At 37.4% G+C, this 19,928-nt stretch carries 18 protein-coding genes and 1 riboswitch; of the genes, 10 read left to right on the forward strand and 8 right to left on the reverse strand.

Features of this window, described 5'->3' with window-relative positions; translation table 11 throughout:
* Positions 1-27: 27 nt before the first annotated feature.
* Complete coding sequence (locus G6Q10_RS00210) at positions 28-2,664, reverse strand: binary toxin-like calcium binding domain-containing protein (RefSeq protein ID WP_163651700.1); 2,637 nt, start codon at positions 2,662-2,664, stop codon at positions 28-30.
* A gap of 812 nt (positions 2,665-3,476) precedes the next feature.
* Here G6Q10_RS00210 and rlmH point away from each other — a divergent pair.
* Positions 3,477-3,956: a 23S rRNA (pseudouridine(1915)-N(3))-methyltransferase RlmH gene (gene rlmH, locus G6Q10_RS00215; RefSeq protein ID WP_163651701.1), complete on the forward strand. Its 480-nt coding sequence runs from the start codon at positions 3,477-3,479 to the stop codon at positions 3,954-3,956.
* A gap of 201 nt (positions 3,957-4,157) precedes the next feature.
* Here the strand turns inward: rlmH and G6Q10_RS00220 are convergent, their stop codons facing one another.
* A complete protein-coding gene (locus G6Q10_RS00220; RefSeq protein ID WP_163651702.1) occupies positions 4,158-5,609 on the reverse strand; it encodes a PTS transporter subunit EIIC in 1,452 nt (483 codons plus the stop codon).
* Positions 5,610-5,624: 15 nt separating this feature from the next.
* Positions 5,625-6,509, reverse strand: a complete 885-nt coding sequence (gene murQ, locus G6Q10_RS00225; RefSeq protein ID WP_163651703.1) for an N-acetylmuramic acid 6-phosphate etherase — start codon at positions 6,507-6,509, stop codon at positions 5,625-5,627.
* A gap of 226 nt (positions 6,510-6,735) precedes the next feature.
* Between murQ and G6Q10_RS00230 the strand changes: the two genes are divergently transcribed.
* Positions 6,736-8,463: a pyruvate oxidase gene (locus G6Q10_RS00230; RefSeq protein ID WP_163651704.1), complete on the forward strand. Its 1,728-nt coding sequence runs from the start codon at positions 6,736-6,738 to the stop codon at positions 8,461-8,463.
* Between the two features lie 23 nt (positions 8,464-8,486).
* Positions 8,487-8,903 carry a DUF2188 domain-containing protein gene (locus G6Q10_RS00235; RefSeq protein WP_163651705.1) on the forward strand — a complete coding sequence of 139 codons (417 nt, stop codon included), beginning with the start codon at positions 8,487-8,489 and terminating at the stop codon, positions 8,901-8,903.
* A gap of 64 nt (positions 8,904-8,967) precedes the next feature.
* On the opposite strand, the gene G6Q10_RS00240 is transcribed toward G6Q10_RS00235, so the two are convergent.
* The 4 genes from G6Q10_RS00240 to G6Q10_RS00255 all read right to left on the reverse strand — a co-directional run bounded on the left by G6Q10_RS00240 (position 8,968) and on the right by G6Q10_RS00255 (position 12,087).
* A complete protein-coding gene (locus G6Q10_RS00240) occupies positions 8,968-9,822 on the reverse strand; it encodes a MurR/RpiR family transcriptional regulator (RefSeq protein ID WP_163651706.1) in 855 nt (284 codons plus the stop codon).
* Positions 9,823-9,924: 102 nt separating this feature from the next.
* Positions 9,925-10,605 (reverse strand): VOC family protein, encoded by a 681-nt coding sequence (locus G6Q10_RS00245; protein ID WP_163651707.1) that lies wholly within the window; start codon positions 10,603-10,605, stop codon positions 9,925-9,927.
* 69 nt (positions 10,606-10,674) lie between these two features.
* A riboswitch (SAM riboswitch) is annotated at positions 10,675-10,779 on the reverse strand.
* Positions 10,780-11,022: 243 nt separating this feature from the next.
* Positions 11,023-11,481 (reverse strand): ribose 5-phosphate isomerase B, encoded by a 459-nt coding sequence (rpiB, locus tag G6Q10_RS00250; RefSeq protein WP_163651708.1) that lies wholly within the window; start codon positions 11,479-11,481, stop codon positions 11,023-11,025.
* A gap of 54 nt (positions 11,482-11,535) precedes the next feature.
* Positions 11,536-12,087, reverse strand: coding sequence for a helix-turn-helix domain-containing protein (locus G6Q10_RS00255; RefSeq protein ID WP_163651710.1), 552 nt, complete (start codon positions 12,085-12,087; stop codon positions 11,536-11,538).
* Positions 12,088-12,169: 82 nt separating this feature from the next.
* Between G6Q10_RS00255 and G6Q10_RS00260 the strand changes: the two genes are divergently transcribed.
* A complete protein-coding gene (locus G6Q10_RS00260; protein WP_163651712.1) occupies positions 12,170-12,754 on the forward strand; it encodes a LysE family translocator in 585 nt (194 codons plus the stop codon).
* A gap of 70 nt (positions 12,755-12,824) precedes the next feature.
* Here the strand turns inward: G6Q10_RS00260 and G6Q10_RS00265 are convergent, their stop codons facing one another.
* Positions 12,825-13,286 carry a universal stress protein gene (locus G6Q10_RS00265; RefSeq protein WP_163651714.1) on the reverse strand — a complete coding sequence of 154 codons (462 nt, stop codon included), beginning with the start codon at positions 13,284-13,286 and terminating at the stop codon, positions 12,825-12,827.
* 153 nt (positions 13,287-13,439) lie between these two features.
* Between G6Q10_RS00265 and G6Q10_RS00270 the strand changes: the two genes are divergently transcribed.
* The 6 genes from G6Q10_RS00270 (at position 13,440) to tuf (ending at position 19,901) form a co-directional block, all read left to right on the forward strand.
* Positions 13,440-14,837 carry a deoxyguanosinetriphosphate triphosphohydrolase gene (locus G6Q10_RS00270; protein WP_163651716.1) on the forward strand — a complete coding sequence of 466 codons (1,398 nt, stop codon included), beginning with the start codon at positions 13,440-13,442 and terminating at the stop codon, positions 14,835-14,837.
* Positions 14,838-14,861: 24 nt separating this feature from the next.
* The gene (locus G6Q10_RS00275; RefSeq protein ID WP_163651718.1) at positions 14,862-15,269 is read left to right on the forward strand and encodes a DUF2871 domain-containing protein; all 408 of its coding nucleotides are present in this window, start codon (positions 14,862-14,864) and stop codon (positions 15,267-15,269) included.
* Positions 15,270-15,505: 236 nt separating this feature from the next.
* Complete coding sequence (rpsL, locus tag G6Q10_RS00280; protein ID WP_163651720.1) at positions 15,506-15,919, forward strand: 30S ribosomal protein S12; 414 nt, start codon at positions 15,506-15,508, stop codon at positions 15,917-15,919.
* Between the two features lie 32 nt (positions 15,920-15,951).
* The gene (gene rpsG / locus G6Q10_RS00285) at positions 15,952-16,422 is read left to right on the forward strand and encodes a 30S ribosomal protein S7 (protein ID WP_163651722.1); all 471 of its coding nucleotides are present in this window, start codon (positions 15,952-15,954) and stop codon (positions 16,420-16,422) included.
* Positions 16,423-16,520: 98 nt separating this feature from the next.
* Complete coding sequence (fusA, locus tag G6Q10_RS00290) at positions 16,521-18,602, forward strand: elongation factor G (RefSeq protein WP_163651725.1); 2,082 nt, start codon at positions 16,521-16,523, stop codon at positions 18,600-18,602.
* A 111-nt stretch (positions 18,603-18,713) separates the two neighbouring features.
* Complete coding sequence (gene tuf, locus G6Q10_RS00295; protein ID WP_163651727.1) at positions 18,714-19,901, forward strand: elongation factor Tu; 1,188 nt, start codon at positions 18,714-18,716, stop codon at positions 19,899-19,901.
* Positions 19,902-19,928 lie beyond the last annotated feature (27 nt).

The following is a 19,928-nucleotide window of genomic DNA, read 5'->3' on the forward strand; positions in this document are numbered from 1 at the left end:
ATCTTTACTGCAAGAAATGAAGCTAAACTAAAATAAAACTTCTTTAATTTTTACATTATCTAAATCGAATTCACCCGACATGGAGAGAAAGATATTTTTTCCAGAATTATCGGTGGTAAATTCGTAACTAAAGGTTTGCCATGTATTGGTACCTGTTGGAAATTCCCAGAAATAATTGATGCTACCATTGCCTACTGTTACACTAGGATCGCCATTTCGTAGATCCAATTCTACTTTATATCTGGTATTTGGTTTGGCTGGCACGTTCTTACTAAATATAGCGCCAAATCCTGTTAAATAGCCATCCTTCACTTGAAAACCTGGAGCAGTCCAATAAGCAAGTCCTTCATCAAAATTCCCATTAGGAAGTATGTTCTCCCCACCAACTTCTTGCCACGGGGTGACCGAAATGTCATCAAAGTATACTTCTTGGTCAGAAGCCCCTTGGTTAACTTTACTTTTCAGCCCTAAATTTTTATAATTTTGTGGAGTTCCACCTGTATTGAAAGTAAACTCCATCACTTGCCACTGATTTCCCTTGACTGTGGCATTTTGCCGTGCGCCTTTTCCGTTTCCACTTGTATCGCTATCTGCATATAATGTAATATCATTTGATTTAGCAGTATCTTTTGCTTTGACGTAAACAAATGCTCGCACTGTATAATTTGTAAAAGGCTTTAAGTTAAGAGGTTCATTTGCCGAGCCATTTCCAGTTGAAGAAATTTTTCCGGCATAATTACCTGTATAACTATTTGAAGTTGGTGAAGTAGCGTTCCAATCGGTCCCTTTTGAATTTTCAAAATCATAGTAGTCAGTTGGGATAGTTAAAGTAAGATTCATTCCCTTTTTCCATTTGGCTTTGTACACTTGCTTATCAGTTAGTGATTCCATTTGTTTTTCAAGGTCTTGCTGAGTCTTTTCATCGCCAATAAGATTTACTAATGATTCATCAATGCATACTTCTTTTCCTTCAGGAGTAGTGTAAAACAAACGTCCATCTTTTTCTTCCGCATTAAAAGCTCGTTTAATAGCTTCTCCGATAGTGATTTCAGGTGTTTTGTCTTCTGGGTCTTTGCTGTCTCTTGCTGCTACTCTACGTTCCAAGGCATTTTTACTAGCATCTGGATATAAAGTTATCGAGCCTGATACGGACTCAATATTTGTTCGGACAGGATCCCATTGTTTGCTTGCATCTGTCACTAGGCCGCCCATATCGTTCAAAATACCATATTGTCCCTTGTTTTGCGTGGTTTCTATATTTAATTTTGCAGAATGATCTTGAATGGAATCAAGCTGCTGTTTGTTAACTGGAATTTTTACTGTGCCAGATTCATTTGCTTTGTCTAATGATATCGGTGCTAAGTCTCTAGCTGGGTATGTTGCACCTGGTGCTAAACTATTCCCGATTTGATTTGGACCAGCAGTTATGGTTGTAAGAGAAGTTCCAGAATTTTTAAATACAAAATTGGATGTAGGGCGCAATTCATATATAGGAGCAGTCCCTGCATTATAATAACGAACATTTGCATTTAAATAGGCTGATTCCGCGGTGTTTAATCCTAACTGACTTGACCAAGATTCACTTTCGCCACTTTGAGTAGCCGTAGTATTTGTCCAACTATGCGTATATTTACCACTTACCTTAAATGTTCCCCATACAAAAGGACTTAGGGTGCCTCCTGCTTCTGTAGCAACCTCAGTTCCTTCTGCTGTAGTACTTGTATCTGTTACACTTTTCGATAGAGTTCCTGATGCACCTTCTGACACATTTTCATTTTTAGAAAATAAGAGTTTTTCCATTCCAACCCCAACTGCTGGGTAAGCAGCAACCAGTGGATCTCTAGCCTCTACTTTAGTCGCTTCAGGCATAAGTCTTGATACTTTTTCAAAATCAGTATATGGATCTGCTACTGTTCGTGCTTTGTAAGGGTTTGAAATATATTTTTTATAGCCTAATTCAAGGAAGGAATCCTCCCATTTTGTAATTTCATAATCTTTAAAGGTATAGCCAGCTTCTTCCCATTCATTAGGAATGCCATCTTTATCTGTATCTTTTAAGTCGCTTACTTTATTATCAAACAAATTAGATTGAGGGAGCAATGGTTGTTCTGATGCCGACTTTTTATTCTTTGAAAAATCAGGAGATAGAATATTAGTGTCAGGAATAATTTCACTTTTAGCTCCATCAATCGACCAGGATAGCTTCAAATCTTCTGTAAGTTCTTTTGGATTACGGTACTCCATTTGGAATTCATAAGATTGATCTTTATTAAGTTGAATCGTCGTTTTATCTTTCGCCTGGTTAAGTATCGTTTTATTGTCAACTTTTATTATAATATGAGAATCATCGGTAGTAGAGAAAGTATAACTCCCTGTTTTAGGTGCTTTTATTTTACCTACCCAGCGCGTTGAGTGAATGTTTTTATCTTTTTCTTTACCTAGCAGTTTAGCACTGGAAACGGTAGTTTTGATAGAAATTGGATCTTTAAATTCGCGATCCTTAAAATAGTAGCCTATTAGGTTTTTCTTTTGAGCTTTTTCATTGGTAGCTGTTATTGGTTTAGAGGTATCCTTTTTTTCAGCAAAAGCGTTTACAGGCAATACACTAGTTTGCGCTAATAAAGCAGTTGCAATAATCCACTTAGAAATCGTAATCGGTTTCATTTTACTCCCCACTTTCAAAAATTATTGTTTCGAGATATACACTTATTCAAAAACCCATTTTTTTTTAAGAATGACATTACATGAAATTCACCCCCTTTCATGTTTAAAAAGCGATTCTATTATAAATAATATTACTTTTTTTCTAAAAAATAGCGTGTATTTATAGTCCATTTATCCATCTTATTTATGACATTTTAGTGAACAAAAAGTGAAAATTTTCTTTTGCATACTAAATAAATGACATTTTCTTTATCGGTGAATTTAAGGAAAAACTGTGGATAACTTGTGAATTCATTATTGTAAAAATAAGCATATTTAGTGGGAAATAAGTTTTTGAGCGCAAAATATGGATGGCTCCTGTGTATATGTCCATGAAATCTGTGGATAACCTGTTAATAAGCTATAGAGAAGTAAATTTTCTGGTAATTTATGTATAAAAGAAAATACCTAGTTCTTTCGATGTACCAATGATTAAAGCAAGTAATACCAATGTTTGTTAATAACATTGACTGCGAAAACTTCTGATTTAAAGGGATTTATTGAGTAAAGAAAGACTTCATTTAATTTGTGGATAACGTGTGTATAACTCGTTTCTATGCAAATGTATTTTGTAGGGAATAGACGTTCCTATACTAAATATAGAGGGAGTCTGTGGATATGTGGATTAATTTTGTGGATAAGCTTGGGATAAGTTGTGGAAGAATGAATTATGAAATTTATTTTGCAATTTAAGTCAAATGTAATAGCTGGCTGTTTTTTAAGCGGCCTTGTAGTATGATAGGAATGAAAATGTAAAAAATAGGAGCGATTGAATGAATATCCAGGTTATTGCAGTAGGAAAGTTAAAAGAAAAGTACTTAATACAAGGGATTAATGAATATTTAAAACGCCTTGGTTCTTATGCAAAGGTCCAAGTTGTTGAGGTTTCAGATGAAAAAGCTCCCGAAGTTCTAAGTACTGCTGAAATGAAGCAAGTAAAAAACAAAGAAGGTGAGCGGATTTTAAATAAAATTTCAGCGGATGCTCACGTTATTGCACTAGCCATTAATGGTAGACAGAAATCAAGCGAGGAATTTTCGCAAAATATCGACCAATTAATGACGTATGGGAAAAGTAAAGTCGTGTTTATTATAGGCGGATCGCTTGGCCTTAGTGAAGCTGTTTTAGCTCGTGCAGATGAAAAGATATCGTTCGGCAAAATGACACTACCTCACCAACTAATGCGCCTTGTTTTAATGGAGCAAATTTACCGAGCTTTTCGAATTATGCGCGGAGAACCATATCATAAGTAAAGAATAGGAAAGATACGATTCAGCTCTATTTTTTAAGAAAATTAGCGTAGGTGCGGTATTTCGAACACGACAAATCGAGCGAAAGCCAATTTGCCAGAATCCGGAAGCGGAGCGTACGACTACTGTACGTGGGAACCGGAAGTCTGGCAAACTGCTTCAATGCGAGCGCTTGTCGCCGATTTATTTTGTGTATGTCACTTTTTATTCTTCAATTGCTTTTGTAGCATCTTTTGGTGTACCAAAGAAGTAAGTCAGAATGAAGCCACCAAGATAAGCGGCTAAGAGTCCAAAGATATAGGCTAGCCACATATGATTAGCAATAAGTGGAATAAGAGCTGCACCAGAAGGACCGATGGCGATTGCACCAACGTTACCAAAGGCACCAATAACTGCACCGCCAACCCCACCACCGATACAAGCTGTGATAAACGGACGCCCAAGTGGAATGGTAACACCGTAAATTAATGGTTCACCAATCCCGAGAATACCCACGGGAAGACCGCCTTTAATCATATTAATAAGCGGTTTATTTTTACGACAACGAATCCATAAGGCGATTGCGGCTCCGACTTGTCCACCACCAGCCATCGCTAGAATTGGTAGAAGTAATGTTGAGCCAGTTTGATTGATCATTTCAACATGAATTGGGATTAAGATTTGATGTAAACCAAGCATGACCATCGGCAAAAATAATGTCCCTAAAATAAAGCCAGCAAAAATGCCACCAACATTAATGGTCCAATTAATAACAGAAACGAGCCCTTCTGAAATTAATCCAGCAAACGGCATAATAAGGAAAATTGTAACTAAACCAATGATGAGTAGTACAAGCGTTGGGGTAACGATAATATCAATTGCATTTGGGATAACTTTGCGCAGATTTTTTTCAAGTAAACACATTAGCCAAACTGCTAGCAGAACTCCAATAATACCACCTTGGCCAGCTAAAATAGGTTGTCCTGTAAAAATGTTAGTAATTGTGTGACCTTCCGCTAGGCCAGATATCATTGTGATTCCAGCTACGCCACCACCAAGAACAGGTGTCCCACCGAATTCATTGGCTGTATTAATCCCAACGTAAATGGAGAGAAAAGCGAAAATTCCTTTATTGATAACTATTAAAATATCAACGTATTGATTCCAAATGGCTGGGTTTAGGTTTCCAGCCGTAATATTGTTAGCCAAAAGCGCTGCAATACCAGCAATTAATCCGGCACCAACAAATCCAGGAATTAATGGTATAAAAATATTAGAAATCGAGCGAAGTAAACGTTTAAAGGAAGAAGAATTATTTTGTTTTGCTTTTAGACTAGCTTTTGTTGCTGCTGCTTTTTCCTCAACAAGTTCTTTGCCGCTTTTGCCTAAATCTTGATCAAGGTTTTCAGAAATTGTTTCACCAATTTTCACACCAGCTGTTCTAGCCATAAAATCGGCTACTTTATTTACGATTCCAGGACCGACAATAATTTGCAAAGTTTCATCTTCAACGACACCAAGGACACCAGGGACTTTTTTTAAGCCTTCACTATTTACTTTGGAGTTATCGCGAATCCCGAGACGAACGCGAGTCATACAATGAGCGATACGAGAAATATTTTCAATACCTCCAACATTTTCAAAAATACCTTTACCAATCTCTGTTTCTTTTGACATATTAAACCACCCCTTTTAAAATGTTTGCCTAACAAAACCGTTAGCGGCTTGTAATTTTTGGAGGGCTTCTTCTTTAGCGACTCCAGTTAAGATCATCACGATAGCTACTTTGACGTGTTTATCGGCTTCAATGTAAGCTTTTTCTGCTTCTTCATTACTAGCTTCTGTTGCTTCCATAATAATCCTTTTAGCTCGTTCTTCCAACTTTTCATTAGTGGGTTTAACATCCACCATTAAATTGCGATATACTTTTCCAATTCCAACCATAGAAGCAGTTGAAATCATATTTAAAATCAGCTTCTGTGCGGTACCTGCTTTTAAACGCGTTGAACCGGTCAAAACTTCTGGACCAGGAATAACTTCAACAGCAGTATCAGCATGTTTGGAAATTGCTGCATCTTGATTACAAGATATGGCTGCCGTTTTAGCACCGATAGAGCTAGCATAATCAAGAGCGCCGATGACATAAGGTGTACGCCCACTAGCAGCAATTCCAATGACAAAATCTTTTTTTGACAGATTGATTTGCTTGAGATCGTCTTGTCCTAGTTGTATTGAATCTTCAGCACCCTCAACGGCCTCTACAAATGCTTTTTCGCCACCAGCAATAAGTCCGACAACAAGTTCTTTTGGAACGCCAAATGTTGGAACACATTCAACAGCATCAAGAACGCCTAAGCGACCACTTGTCCCAGCACCAAGATAAATCAGGCGACCACCTTGTTTAAAGCTATTAATTACACCGCTTACAATTTCACCAATTTCAGGTAAAACGGGTTTAATAGCCTCTGCTACCTTTTGATCTTCCTCATTCATAATTTGTAAAATTTCATTTGTCTTAAGTTGATCTAAGTTAAGGGTTTTCATATTTTGCTTTTCAGTAGATAAATTTTCTAACATAAATTGATCACTCCTTTACCTGGATTATAATGCTTTTAAAATATAATTTCAATTTTTTTCTAAAAAAAAGAAATAAAATTTTCGGAAAAACAGCGATAAAAGACAAAAATAACGGTGCGATTTGATGCTTGTATTTATTTGAAATTTGTATTTCATTGGTTTTAAAGCTTGGGATAATGGGAATGAAATTAATATTGGAACTTCCAGGGAAAAGGAGAAATACATAATGAAGAAAAAAGGTACTAAAGTATTAGTTGATGTTTTAAAGAATTGGCAAATTGATCATGTTTATGGTATACCAGGAGATTCGATTGACACTGTGGTTGAGGCACTTCGCGAAGAACAAGAAGCTATCAAATTTATTCATGTCCGCCATGAAGAAGTGGCTGCACTTTCAGCAGCAGCTTATGCAAAATTAACGGGAAAAATAGCTGTTGCATTATCCATTGCTGGACCAGGGGCGATCCATTTATTAAACGGGATGTACGATGCGAAAATGGATAGCGTACCGATGCTTGTACTAGCAGGCCAAGTTGTTACGGATAAGGCCAATACCAAATTTTTTCAAGAAGTGGACCTACCAACAGTATTTGAAGATGTGGCTGTCTATAATAAATTAATTGAATCAGCTGATAATATTGCTGAAATTGTTGATCAAGCCATTGAAACAGCTTATCAGAAAAAAGGTGTAGCGGTTCTTACCATTCCTAATGATATTTTATTGAAGAAAATTGATGCACCGGCTTTACAGGAAAGAAGTTTTAATCCTGTCTATCCACAACTCGATGAAGCCAAAATTAGTGAATCACTTCAACTGCTAAAAGATGCTAAAAAACCGGTTATTCTTGCTGGTATTGGAACAAAACAGGCTAAAGGAGCATTGAAAGATTTTATAGAACAATTTAAGGTTCCAGTCATTACTACATTACCAGCTAAAGGAATTCTTCATGATTCACATCCTAACCTTTTAGGTAATATTGGGAAGATCGGAACAAAACCAGCATATGAAGCTATGCAAGAGGCGGATTTATTAATTATGTTAGGAAATGACTATCCTTATATCGATTATTTTCCTAAAAAACAAATCACCTGTATTCAAGTTGATATTGATCCAAGAAAAATGAGCCGGCGTTATCCGGCAGATATTGAAATCGTTGGTGATGTCAAAGAGGTGCTGCAAGAATGGAATCATGCAGGGATCGAAATAAAAGAACGTGGCTTTTTAAAAGCATGTCAAGACAATATGAAAAATTGGAGGACGTGGCTTGAGGAAGACGAAGCAAAAGATGGAACACCCATTGCGCCAGAAGCCGTGATGGCTGATATTCGTACAATTGCTGAAGAAAACGCTATTTATTCAATTGATGTTGGAACGTCTACTGTTTGGAGTACACGCTATCTCCAATTAGGGCCGCAAAATGATTTTCTTATCTCTTCATGGCTTGCAACGATGGGTTGTGCACTTCCAGGAGCGATTGCTGCTAAAATAGCTCAACCTGAACGTCAGGTGTTGGCGATTACTGGGGATGGCGGCTTTTCTATGGTTATGCAAGATTTTGTAACAGCAGTACATTACCAGTTACCAATGATTGTTATCATTTTAAATAATCAAGAGCTTTCCTTTATTAAATATGAACAGCAATCAGCAGGAGAATTAAATTATGGGATCGATTTACCTGATATTAATTATGCTTTATTTGCTGAGGCTTGTGGTGGTAAAGGATATCAAGCTACCACGCGAGCAGAGCTACAACATGCGCTAAGGCAAGCTAAAGATGAAAAAGTTCCTGTGATTATTGATGTTCATGTGGATGCAGATGCTGCACCACTCCCAGGTAAAATTATTTGGGAGGAAGCAAAAGGGTATCTTACTTTTGAAGGAAAAACATTGCGAAAAGAGCATAAACTAGCGAAGATGCCGCCATTTAAAACCATTTTAAGACGCTTTTTATAAATGAATGAAGGTGGGATGATAGAATGCCATGGACAACAAGTGATTACCCTCCATCATGGAAAAACTTAGCAGAATTAGAACGAAAGAAAGCAATTGACATTGGGAATGCACTGTTAAAGGATGGTTATCCAGAAGAAAGAGCCATACCGATTGCTACAAAACAAGCCGAAGAATGGTATCAAAAAGCAAACAAATCCGACAAACAGGAATTAAAAAATAAGCATGTCCAAAACCACGAAAAAAAGCCAGGCCGAACAGGAGCTGACACATTAGATGAACCCGTTCATGTGCGCTTTCGTGATGGGAAATGGGAAGTAAAATCGGAGAATGCTAAACAAGCAAGTGCGACTTTTTCAAATAAAGAAGATGCCGAGAAACGAGCGCAAGAAATTGCAGAAAATAAGGGAACAAAAGTTATCTCACATAAGAAAGACGAGTAAAAATATTAAAATCAATGGGTAGGTACTTTTGTTAAAGTATCTACTCATTGATTTTAGTAGGACTTTATTTTTCACGAAGACGGTCTGTTGCATTACGTGATTTTTGGATATGGTGAATCATTTCATTGTAATGGAGTGTTGCGTAGTAATAGTAGAGCACATCTACTGTTAAAAATTGTGCATGTCTTGAGCTGGTGGCTGTACTTCTAAGCTCGGATTCAGGAGCACGCGAGGTTTCAAGAGATAAATCAGCAATATTTTTCAAACGATTTGTACCGAAGTGAGTTAAACTTATGGTTGTTAAGCTATTTTCTTTTGCAAGTTGAGTTAGTTCTAAGACGGAAGACGTTTCACCACTATAAGAAATACCTAGAAAAGCACTTGGCTTATTATTACTCGAAAAGGCCATGGTTAAAACATGTGGATCTTGAGAAGCGAGCACGTGTTTTCCAGAGCGAAGCCACTTTTGTGCGAAGTCTTCTGCAATTAACCATGAAGCACCTACTCCGTAAACATAGATCGTATCTGCTTCTTCTAAAATAGAGCACGCTTTAAGCAAGTTTTTTTCTTCTAATAAGCAAATGGTATCGCTAGCAGCTTGTACCATATTCGAAACGAGTTTTTCCTTGATAGAAGTAAATGAGTCATCTGGCTTGACATCATAGTAACCTAGCTTTTGAGGTTTTGAAAGCTCAATGGATAGTTGGCGTTTTAATTCGGGGAAGCCAGCGAAATTGAGCGATTTGCAAAAACGAATAACCGCTGCGCCACTCGCATCAGCTTTTTCAGCTAAGCTATGGATGGAAGAACAAACAACCCATTCGGGATCTTTTAAAATAACTTGTCCAATTTTTTGTTCGGATTTAGGAAGAGAAGCAATCATTCCTTGAATTCGGCTTGTAACGCTTCCAGCTTGCATGGCATAAAACTCCATTCCTTTTTTCTTTCATTATAGCAGATTTTTTGCTTTTGAAATAATATTTCATATTGCTTAAAAATGTGTTTTTCGCTATACATACAATCAATTAAAACGATAGAAGCCTTGACCAATTCGAAATTCAGTTTGACTAACTGGCCAATCAGTGGCTTCAAATTCTAGTGAATGGAGACGATTGATCTTACCTTTTTCAAAAATTAAATGAAAGTTATCAATTTGTAAAGCTTGTTTACCTTTGATATAAAGTGGCTTTAAATGAAGGATTTCTTGCCAGTGTTCGCAAACAGATTGAGGGTTTTCAACGCGAAAGTAAATGTTTTTTAAAGTAGGGGCCTCTTGTTTAGTTACGCTGCTTTTTTGATCGATAAAAAGTGGGTAAAGCAAGTGATTATAGTCAGTTAAAATGGTAAAGCCTTGCCATTTTGTTCCGTTTGAATGTTTCCCTGAGATCGGCGCACTTATTTTATGCCCAGCTTTTTTGAACCGATGTTTCAGTTCTTCCAAATGACTGGTAGATAGTGCAATACGGCCAAATATTTGCTGGACTGGAAGATAAAGATTAGCTTCTTGTTTTAAGAAATTGCGGTCGTTATTTTCTTGTTTATTTAGTGAAAAAAATTCGACATATGGAGATAAAAAAGCACTTGCTGATGTAAGCGCATCTTGTGATTTATTTTGCAGTGCTAGGCCATAATGTGAAAATTGGCGAGCAACATCGTCTAAATTATGAACATAATGAATGGAATGGCTAAAATGTAATGACACCTTTAATCCCTCCTTTCTTTTTTTATAAAAAAACTCTTCTTTATATGAAAGAAGAGCATCACAAGTCTCTTCTTATCTATCAGACGGACGGGGTCTGTTGGAATTAGCACAGTGCCAAATGGTCTGTTGCTGAGATATCTTTGGGCCAATTCCCTCCATCTCTCATGATAAGAATACGCTGTTTTTTAAATTCTAGTAATGAAAATTTACCATAAATTCAGTTATTGGTCAAAAGTTATGAGGGAAAAAAGCCTTTGACAAAAACAAAATAAATCGGCGACAAGCGCTCATATTTAAGAGGATTGCCAGGCTTCTGATTCCTGAAAAATCGCTTAAACATAAGCGATTTCACTTGATTTATTATGTTCGAAATGTAACACTAAGCGCTATTTTTTAGTTCGTATGAGCTGAATCGTATTATGTCTCAGACTCTTTTTCATAAGCTGTAATTTGTTCAATACGCTTTTTATGGCGACCGCCTTGAAACTCAGTATGTAGCCATGTTTCAACAATCTCAAGGGCAAGTCCTGGGCCAATAACGCGTGCACCTAAAGCGAGAATATTACTATCGTTATGTTCGCGTGTAGCGTGTGCACTAAAGGTGTCACTTACAAGGGCACAACGGATTCCAGGCACCTTATTGGCAGCGATACTCATGCCAATACCCGTACCACAGATTAAAATACCATGTGTGACTTCATTTGTGGTGACTTTGTTGGCGACTGTAAAAGCAAGTGGGGGATAGTCAGTAGACTCAGAGGTTTCGGGCCCAAGCTCGATATAATCTATTTTGGTCTCTTGTAAATACTTCACAATTGTCTTGCGCAATGCAATACCGCCATGATCTGACGCAATAGCTATTTTCAAGTGATTCATTCTTATTCCTCCTCTTTTTATAAGCACTGTTAGCATTTTTTTAGTGTGAAATGATTAAGGATAATAAATAATCATGCTAATCACTGTCATTTCATTGCTTCGGTTTACATAGGTATGCTTGCAATCTGCTTCAAATTTAATAGCGTCGCCTTTTTCCAAGCGATAAATTTTCCCTGCGATATCTAGCTCTAGAGAACCTTCGTAAAGTGTCAAATATTCTTCACTTCCTGCTAAATGTGCTTCTGATTCTAACTTAGCACTTGGATCCATTTCCACTGTAAACCATTCAAAATTCACTTTCCGGTCAAACGGAAAATAAGGATAAACACGATATTTTTGATCATGTGCAGAAACAAAGTCTACATTCTCCTTTTGAATAATCTTTACTTGCGGTGAGGCGTCATCTACAAGGACGCTAAAAGAAATGTTCAAGCCATTGGCGATTTTCCAAAGTGTATTAATTGATGGGACAACTTTTCCCTTTTCAATTTCATTCAGTGCTGTTGTGCTGACGGTTGTTAGTTCGGAAAGCTCTTTTAAAGTGATATCGCGTTTTTTTCGCAGCGCTTTGAGATTACGAGCAACCGTTATATGGATGTCATTCATGCAAATAGTCTCCTTATTTTTAATCGAACTTGACTTTCCTTTTAAAAGGAAATATAATCCTTTGTATAGGATGGTGATTTTTATGTTATTTGTTGCAACCGTATTTTATGCTGTTTTTATGAGTTTTACGCCAGGTCCGAACAATATTTTGGCGATGAAATATGCAACAAATTTAGGAATGAAAAAGACATTGCATTTTTTATTTGGGATCGGTGCTGGCTTTTTAACATTGTCGATTTTAAGCATCCTATTTAATTCATTATTGTTAAATGTATCAGCCAACTTTTACATTATTTTAAAAATTATCGGGTTTGTTTATTTACTATATTTAGCTTACCAGATGGTTTTTACTGCACATAAAAAGAAGCGAGCAGGTCATCAATGTCCTACTTTTTTACAAGGTTATCTATTGCAATTTCTAAATCCAAAAACGATTTTATATGTTTTGACAGCTATGGCAACTTATATTGTTCCGCATGCAAGCAGCTATTTTGTATTATCACTTTGGACGGTTACGATTGCTATGATTGGCTTTTTGGCATCTTTCACGTGGGCAGCTCTTGGTTGCGCAATTTGTAAATTTCTTTTGAACTATGAGCGAGGATTTAATATGACAATGGCTTTTATTCTTGTTGTCCTTGCTTTTGAAATTTTGCTTTCTAAGTAATCATAACAAATTAATTTGTTGCTTACTAGTTCTAGGGCAAGTTTTTAATACGCTTGTTTTAAGGGCGATATTAAATATCTTTTCTTTCATTCCAAGATTTTCCGTGTACGATAATGACATCACAAGGAGCGTGGCGTGCAATGTATTCTGTGACGCTTCCTATTAACATTTGTTCAGTAGCGGTTAGACCTGTTGCTCCTACAATAATTAGATCAGCCTTAAACTCTTTTGCAATTTTATGAACCATAGTTGCTTTAGGTGTTCCAAAGTGAACGAATGTTTCAACTTGCTTTATCCCGGCATGTTTTGCTTCGTTTGCATAAATTTCGATCAATTCTTCGCCATAAGCTTTTGCTTTTTTAGCGTAAGTTTGTTCATAATCTATTAATGGAGCAATTCTGCGAAGGTCCGCTACAAAGCCGATGCCAAGAACAGCTTCATTTGTTTTTGCTATTCGGATGGCGCGTCTAAGTGCTGCTTCAGCTTCATTTGAACCATCAATGCCGACTAAAATTCGTTTATACGTGGTCATTATAATTCACCCTTTCTTGAAATTCACCTTCTTTTTGTTATACCCTTATTTTTCTTTGCTTATGCTTCTTTTGCTAAAAAGATGATAATAGTATTTCACAACTTTTTAAGATACAATAAGAAAAGAAATAGCTTAATGAAAGAAGTGATAAAGATGAAGTGGGATCATTTAGTGAACGACAAAAGAAGACGCGAATCGGGTGTTACTCGCTATAAAAGCTCTGATATTCGTAGTGCGTTTGAAAATGATTATCAGCGTATTGTTATGAGTGCTTCCTTCAGGCGACTTCAAGATAAGGCACAGATTTTCCCATTAGAAAAGAGCGACTTTGTTCGTACACGTCTGACACATTCAATTGAAGTCTCAACCATTGCCAAATCAATGGGAAACATGGTTACACATAAAATTAGCGAAGACAACATTGATGCCGAGTTCACATATGAAGATGCTGAAAAAATACCGGAAATACTCGCTTGTACCGGTTTATTACATGATATGGGAAATCCGCCATTCGGTCATTTTGGAGAAGAATCGATTCGTGAATGGTTTAAAATAAACTTATCAAAAATCAAATATAATGGTAAAGCATTAGATCATTTATTGACACAACAAATGAAGCAGGATTTTCTTTATTTTGAAGGGAATGCACAAGTACTTCGTGTAGTATCTAAACTACATTATTTATTTGATGAATATGGTTTGAATTTAACACATGCAACGCTAAATAGCATCATTAAATATCCAGTCTCTTCATTACATATCAATAAAACGCAGATTAAAAGTAAAAAATTAGGTTATTTTTATGCAGACGAAGCTATTTTTAAAGAAGTTACATCTGCTACTGGAGCTTTTAATCATCGACACCCACTGACATTTTTGCTGGAAGTTGCTGATGATATTGCTTATTTAAATGCAGATTTGGAAGATGGTGTGAAAAAAAGGATCGTATCCATTGCTCAGATTTTAAGGGAATTTGAAGAGACGCCAGATCATAATTGGGTAACGGCTGCTGTATACGGCGAGCTTAAAAAGAAGAATATCCGTTATGCCGGACAAGAAGAAAGCTTTATTGCGCAACAGTGGCTGGCATCTAATGTCCGTGGTCAATTGATTAATCGGGCATTGGAAGAGTTTTACAAAAACTATCAAGCCATTATGGCGGGTGAGTTTAATCAATCTTTGCTTGAAGCATCAGAGGCGGATCAGCTTGTTCAAATTTTACAAAACCTATCGGCAAAATATATTTATACAGATCCCGGAGTGGTTGAATCAGAAATGGCAGGAAATAAAATTATTTCTTCATTGCTAGATAGTTATATTCCAGCTGTTTTATATTATGATAGTCCATTTCCGGAGCGCTTTTCGGCAAAGGATAATCGATTGCTATCGTTAATTTCAGATAATTACATTGGTTGTTACCGCAAAAATGCCGCTACAGAAGATGAACAAATGAAATTATATTTGCGTTTGTTATTAGTGACAGATTTTATTTGTAGTATGACCGATAGTTATGCAAAGGATTTATACCATAAACTAAATGGTTTAAATTAAAATTTACTTCAAAGGAGGATAAAAATGAAAAAATTGCTAACCACATCATTTGTTTATTGCATTCTTGGTTTGTTCGCGGGTGTTTATTACCGTGAAATCACTAAATACAATAACTTCACTGGAGATACACAACTCAGCGTGCTACATACGCATTTACTTATGCTTGGTATGTTTATGTTTTTAATTGTGCTAATGCTTGAGAAAAATTTTGGTATCATGAAAAGTAAGAAATTCAAACTATTTTACTACATTTATAATCTTGGGTTATTGTTAACGGTGGGCTTAATGGTTTTCCATGGTACAATGACGGTTTTTGGAAAAGAAACTGGTGCGGCGGTTTCAGGAATAGCTGGATTAGGACATATTTTGCTTGCGCTTGGACTTGTGTTCCTCTTTTTGACTGTGTATGAGCGCTTGAAAGTAAAGGGTTAGTTCTAGTGTTGTGACTGATAAAAGCCATTTTTTTCGTTCAAAATACATCGGCTGATCGTCTCTTGACATTGCTTGAAACAAGTGTTATTATACTCAAGGTGCCTCTTACTTAATAAAAGAGGATCATGAAAATAAACTTGCGTTGTAGCCTATGCTAACAGCCGTTTTATTTTTCGAAAAAAATGAACCACCTGGATGTGTGGTACTACTAAAATAAGGAAGGAGGAACTGATTCAATGCCTACAATTAACCAATTAGTTCGCAAATCGCGTCAATCTAAATCTAAGAAATCTAATTCTCCAGCGCTTAACAAAGGCTTGAACACGCTTAAAAGAGAGCTTACAAATGTAAATTCTTCTCAAAAACGTGGTGTTTGTACTCGTGTTGGGACAATGACACCGAAAAAACCGAACTCCGCATTACGTAAATATGCACGTGTTCGCTTAAGTAATGGTATCGAGGTAACTGCTTATATCCCAGGTATCGGCCATAACTTGCAAGAGCACAGTGTTGTTCTTATCCGTGGTGGACGTGTGAAAGACTTGCCAGGGGTGCGTTATCACATCATTCGTGGTGCACTAGATACAGCTGGAGTTGAAAATAGAGCTCAAGGTCGTTCAAAATACGGCACGAAAAAACCTAAAAAATAATACTTATTTAATTAATGAAAGGAGGATATCCAATGCCTCGTAAAGGTCCTGTTGCAAAACGTGACGTGTTACCAGATCCGATGTATAATTCTAAACTAGTAACTCGTTTAATCAATAAAATGATGATTGATGGTAAACGTGGAAAAGCACAAGATATTCTATATAAAGCTTTCGATATCATCAAAGAAGAAACTGGTAATGATCCAATGGAAGTTTTTGATCAAGCGATCAAAAACATTATGCCAGTTCTTGAAGTTAAAGCTCGTCGTGTTGGTGGAGCAAACTACCAAGTACCGATTGAAGTACGCGCTGATCGTCGTACGACATTAGGTCTTCGTTGGTTAGTAAACTACGCACGTCTTCGCGGTGAAAGAACAATGGAACAACGCCTTGCTCGTGAAATCATGGATGCCGCTAACAATACTGGAGCAGCTGTGAAAAAACGCGAAGACACACACAAAATGGCAGATGCGAACAGAGCATTTGCACATTTCCGCTGGTGATCTGTGGTGGCAACTTATTAAAAGTTTCACTTTTACCTATTTAAACAAAAATCTAAGGCTAATGCCTGAAAAACTTTTTACGGAAGGAGAAAAACAACATGGCTAGAGAGTTCTCCTTAGAAAAGACGCGTAATATTGGAATTATGGCGCACATTGATGCAGGTAAAACCACTACTACAGAGCGTATTCTTTTCTATACAGGGCGTATTCACAAAATTGGTGAAACCCATGAAGGTGCCTCCCAAATGGACTGGATGGAGCAAGAGCAAGAACGTGGTATTACAATCACATCTGCTGCGACAACAGCTCAGTGGAAAGGTTACCGTGTAAATATCATTGATACTCCAGGGCACGTAGACTTCACAGTTGAAGTAGAACGTTCTTTGCGTGTACTTGATGGTGCTGTTGCAGTTCTTGACGCACAATCTGGTGTAGAACCGCAAACAGAAACAGTTTGGCGTCAAGCTACTACTTACGGGGTTCCTCGTGTAGTATTCGTTAATAAAATGGATAAAATCGGTGCTGACTTCCTATATTCTGTAGGAACTTTGTATGACCGTCTTGATGCAAATGCGCATCCAATTCAACTTCCAATCGGTGCGGAAGATAATTTTGTCGGAATCATTGATTTAATTGAAATGAAATCATTATATTATGAAGATGATCTTGGTAATGATCCAATTACCAAAGAGATTCCAGAAGATATGAAAGAGCTTGCCGAAGAATATCATGGCAAATTAATCGAGGCAGTTGCTGAACTTGATGAAGAGCTAATGATGAAATATTTAGAAGGCGAAGAAATCACAAAAGATGAGTTGAAAGCTGCTATCCGTAAAGGAACGCTTGATGTAGCATTTTATCCTGTCGTTTGTGGGACAGCATTTAAAAACAAAGGTGTACAACCAATGCTTGATGCTGTTATCGATTATCTTCCAGCGCCAACTGATGTTCCAGCAATCAAAGGTCTTTTACCGGATGGTGACGAAGCTGAACGTCATGCAAGTGATGAAGAACCATTCTCTTCTCTTGCATTTAAAGTAATGACGGATCCTTTTGTTGGTCGTTTAACTTTCTTCCGCGTTTATTCTGGTACTTTGAACTCTGGTTCTTATGTGCAAAACTCTTCTAAAGGGAAACGTGAACGTGTTGGACGTATCCTACAAATGCACGCGAATCACCGTGAAGAAATTTCTATCGTTTACTCCGGAGATATTGCAGCAGCAGTAGGACTTAAAGATACTTCTACTGGGGATACGCTATGTGATGAGAAATCACAAATTATCTTGGAATCCATGGAATTCCCAGAACCAGTTATCTCGGTTGCAATTGAACCTAAATCAAAAGCTGACCAAGATAAAATGGGGCAAGCTCTTGCAAAACTTGCAGAAGAAGATCCAACATTCCACACTGCAACTGATCCTGAAACGGGTCAAACAATCATCTCTGGTATGGGTGAACTTCACCTTGATATCCTCGTTGATCGTATGAAACGTGAATTTAAAGTAGAAGCTAATGTGGGCGCTCCGCAAGTGTCTTACCGCGAAACATTCCGCAAAAAAGCTGAGGTTGAAGGTAAATTTGTACGTCAATCTGGTGGACGTGGACAATACGGACACGTGTGGCTTGAAGTTGAGCCGAATGAAGAAGGTAAAGGCTTTGAATTTACAAATGCTATTGTTGGTGGTGTTGTTCCTCGGGAATACATTCCAGCGGTAGAAGCAGGTGCTGAATCTGCGCTTGAAAATGGCGTGCTTGCTGGATACCCAGTAATTGATGTTAAGGTAAAACTATATGATGGTTCTTACCATGATGTCGATTCAAATGAAATGGCCTTTAAAGTGGCTGCATCAATGGCTATCAAGGAAGCAGCTAAAAAATGTGATCCAGTTCTACTTGAACCAGTAATGCGTGTTGAAACTGTTGTTCCAGAAGAATATTTAGGTGATATCATGGGTGACATTACTAGCCGTCGTGGCCGTGTAGAAGGCATGGAAGCACGTGGGAATGCACAAGTTGTAAATGCATTTGTTCCACTTGCAAAAATGTTTGGTTATGCGACTGATCTTCGTTCTGCTACGCAAGGTCGTGGAACGTATACGATGCATTTTGATCATTATGAAGAAGTTCCTAAATCAATTTCTGAAGAGATCATTGCAGCAAACGGTGGAAAGAAAGAATAATAATTGCTTTTTTTCGCGACTTCAAGTATAACTTTATTAGAAGAACTTGCCAGCGTTTTGTTTGGCAAATCAAAATAATTTTTTGGTAAACATTAAGGAGGATATTTTAAAATGGCAAAAGAAAAATTTGACCGCTCAAAACCCCATGTTAATATTGGTACGATTGGACACGTCGATCACGGTAAAACAACACTTACAGCAGCTATCACAACTGTTTTATCTGAGGAAGGTTTGGCACAAGCTTCTGCTTATAACGAAATTGATGGTGCACCTGAAGAACGTGAACGTGGGATTACAATCTCTACTGCACACGTAGAATATGAAACTAAAAATCGTCACTATGCACATGTTGACTGCCCAGGGCACGCTGACTATGTTAAAAACATGATCACTGGTGCTGCACAAATGGATGGCGCGATCTTAGTAGTGTCTGCTGCTGATGGTCCAATGCCACAAACACGTGAACACATTCTTCTTTCTCGTCAAGTAGGTGTTCCTTACATCGTTGTATTCTTAAATAAATGCGACATGGTTGACGATGAAGAGTTATTAGAATTAGTTGAAATGGAAGTTCGTGACCTACTTAGCGACTACGAATTCCCTGGCGACGATATTCCAGTAATTAAAGGTTCTGCGCTTAAAGCTCTTGAAGGTGATGAAGCATGGGTACCAAAAATTCACGAATTAATGGACGCTGTAGATGATTACATCCCAACTCCAGAACGTGATAACGATAAACCATTCATGATGCCAATTGAGGATGTATTCTCAATCACTGGTCGTGGAACTGTTGCAACAGGTCGTGTTGAACGTGGTAAAGTTAACGTCAATGATGAAGTAGAAATCGTTGGTATTGTTGAAGAAAGCAGAAAAGTTGTTGTTACTGGGGTAGAAATGTTCCGTAAACTTCTTGACTATGCTGAATCAGGAGACAATATTGGTGCGCTTTTACGTGGTGTTGCTCGTGAAGAAATTCAACGTGGCCAAGTATTAGCTAAACCAGGTTCAATCACTCCACACACTAACTTTAGAGCTGAAACTTATGTTTTATCTAAAGAAGAAGGTGGACGTCATACTCCATTCTTTAATAACTACCGTCCACAATTCTATTTCCGTACAACGGATGTAACTGGTATCGTTACACTTCCAGAAGGTACTGAAATGGTAATGCCTGGAGATAATGTTGAACTAACTGTTGAACTAATTGCTCCAATCGCTATTGAAGATGGTACGAAATTCTCCATCCGTGAAGGTGGACGTACAGTAGGAGCTGGCGTTGTTTCTTCTATTACTAAATAATTGAAACAGCAAAAAGACAAGGTCATT

This window comes from Listeria sp. PSOL-1 (assembly GCF_902806445.1).
In the GTDB taxonomy this organism is placed as follows: domain Bacteria; phylum Bacillota; class Bacilli; order Lactobacillales; family Listeriaceae; genus Listeria.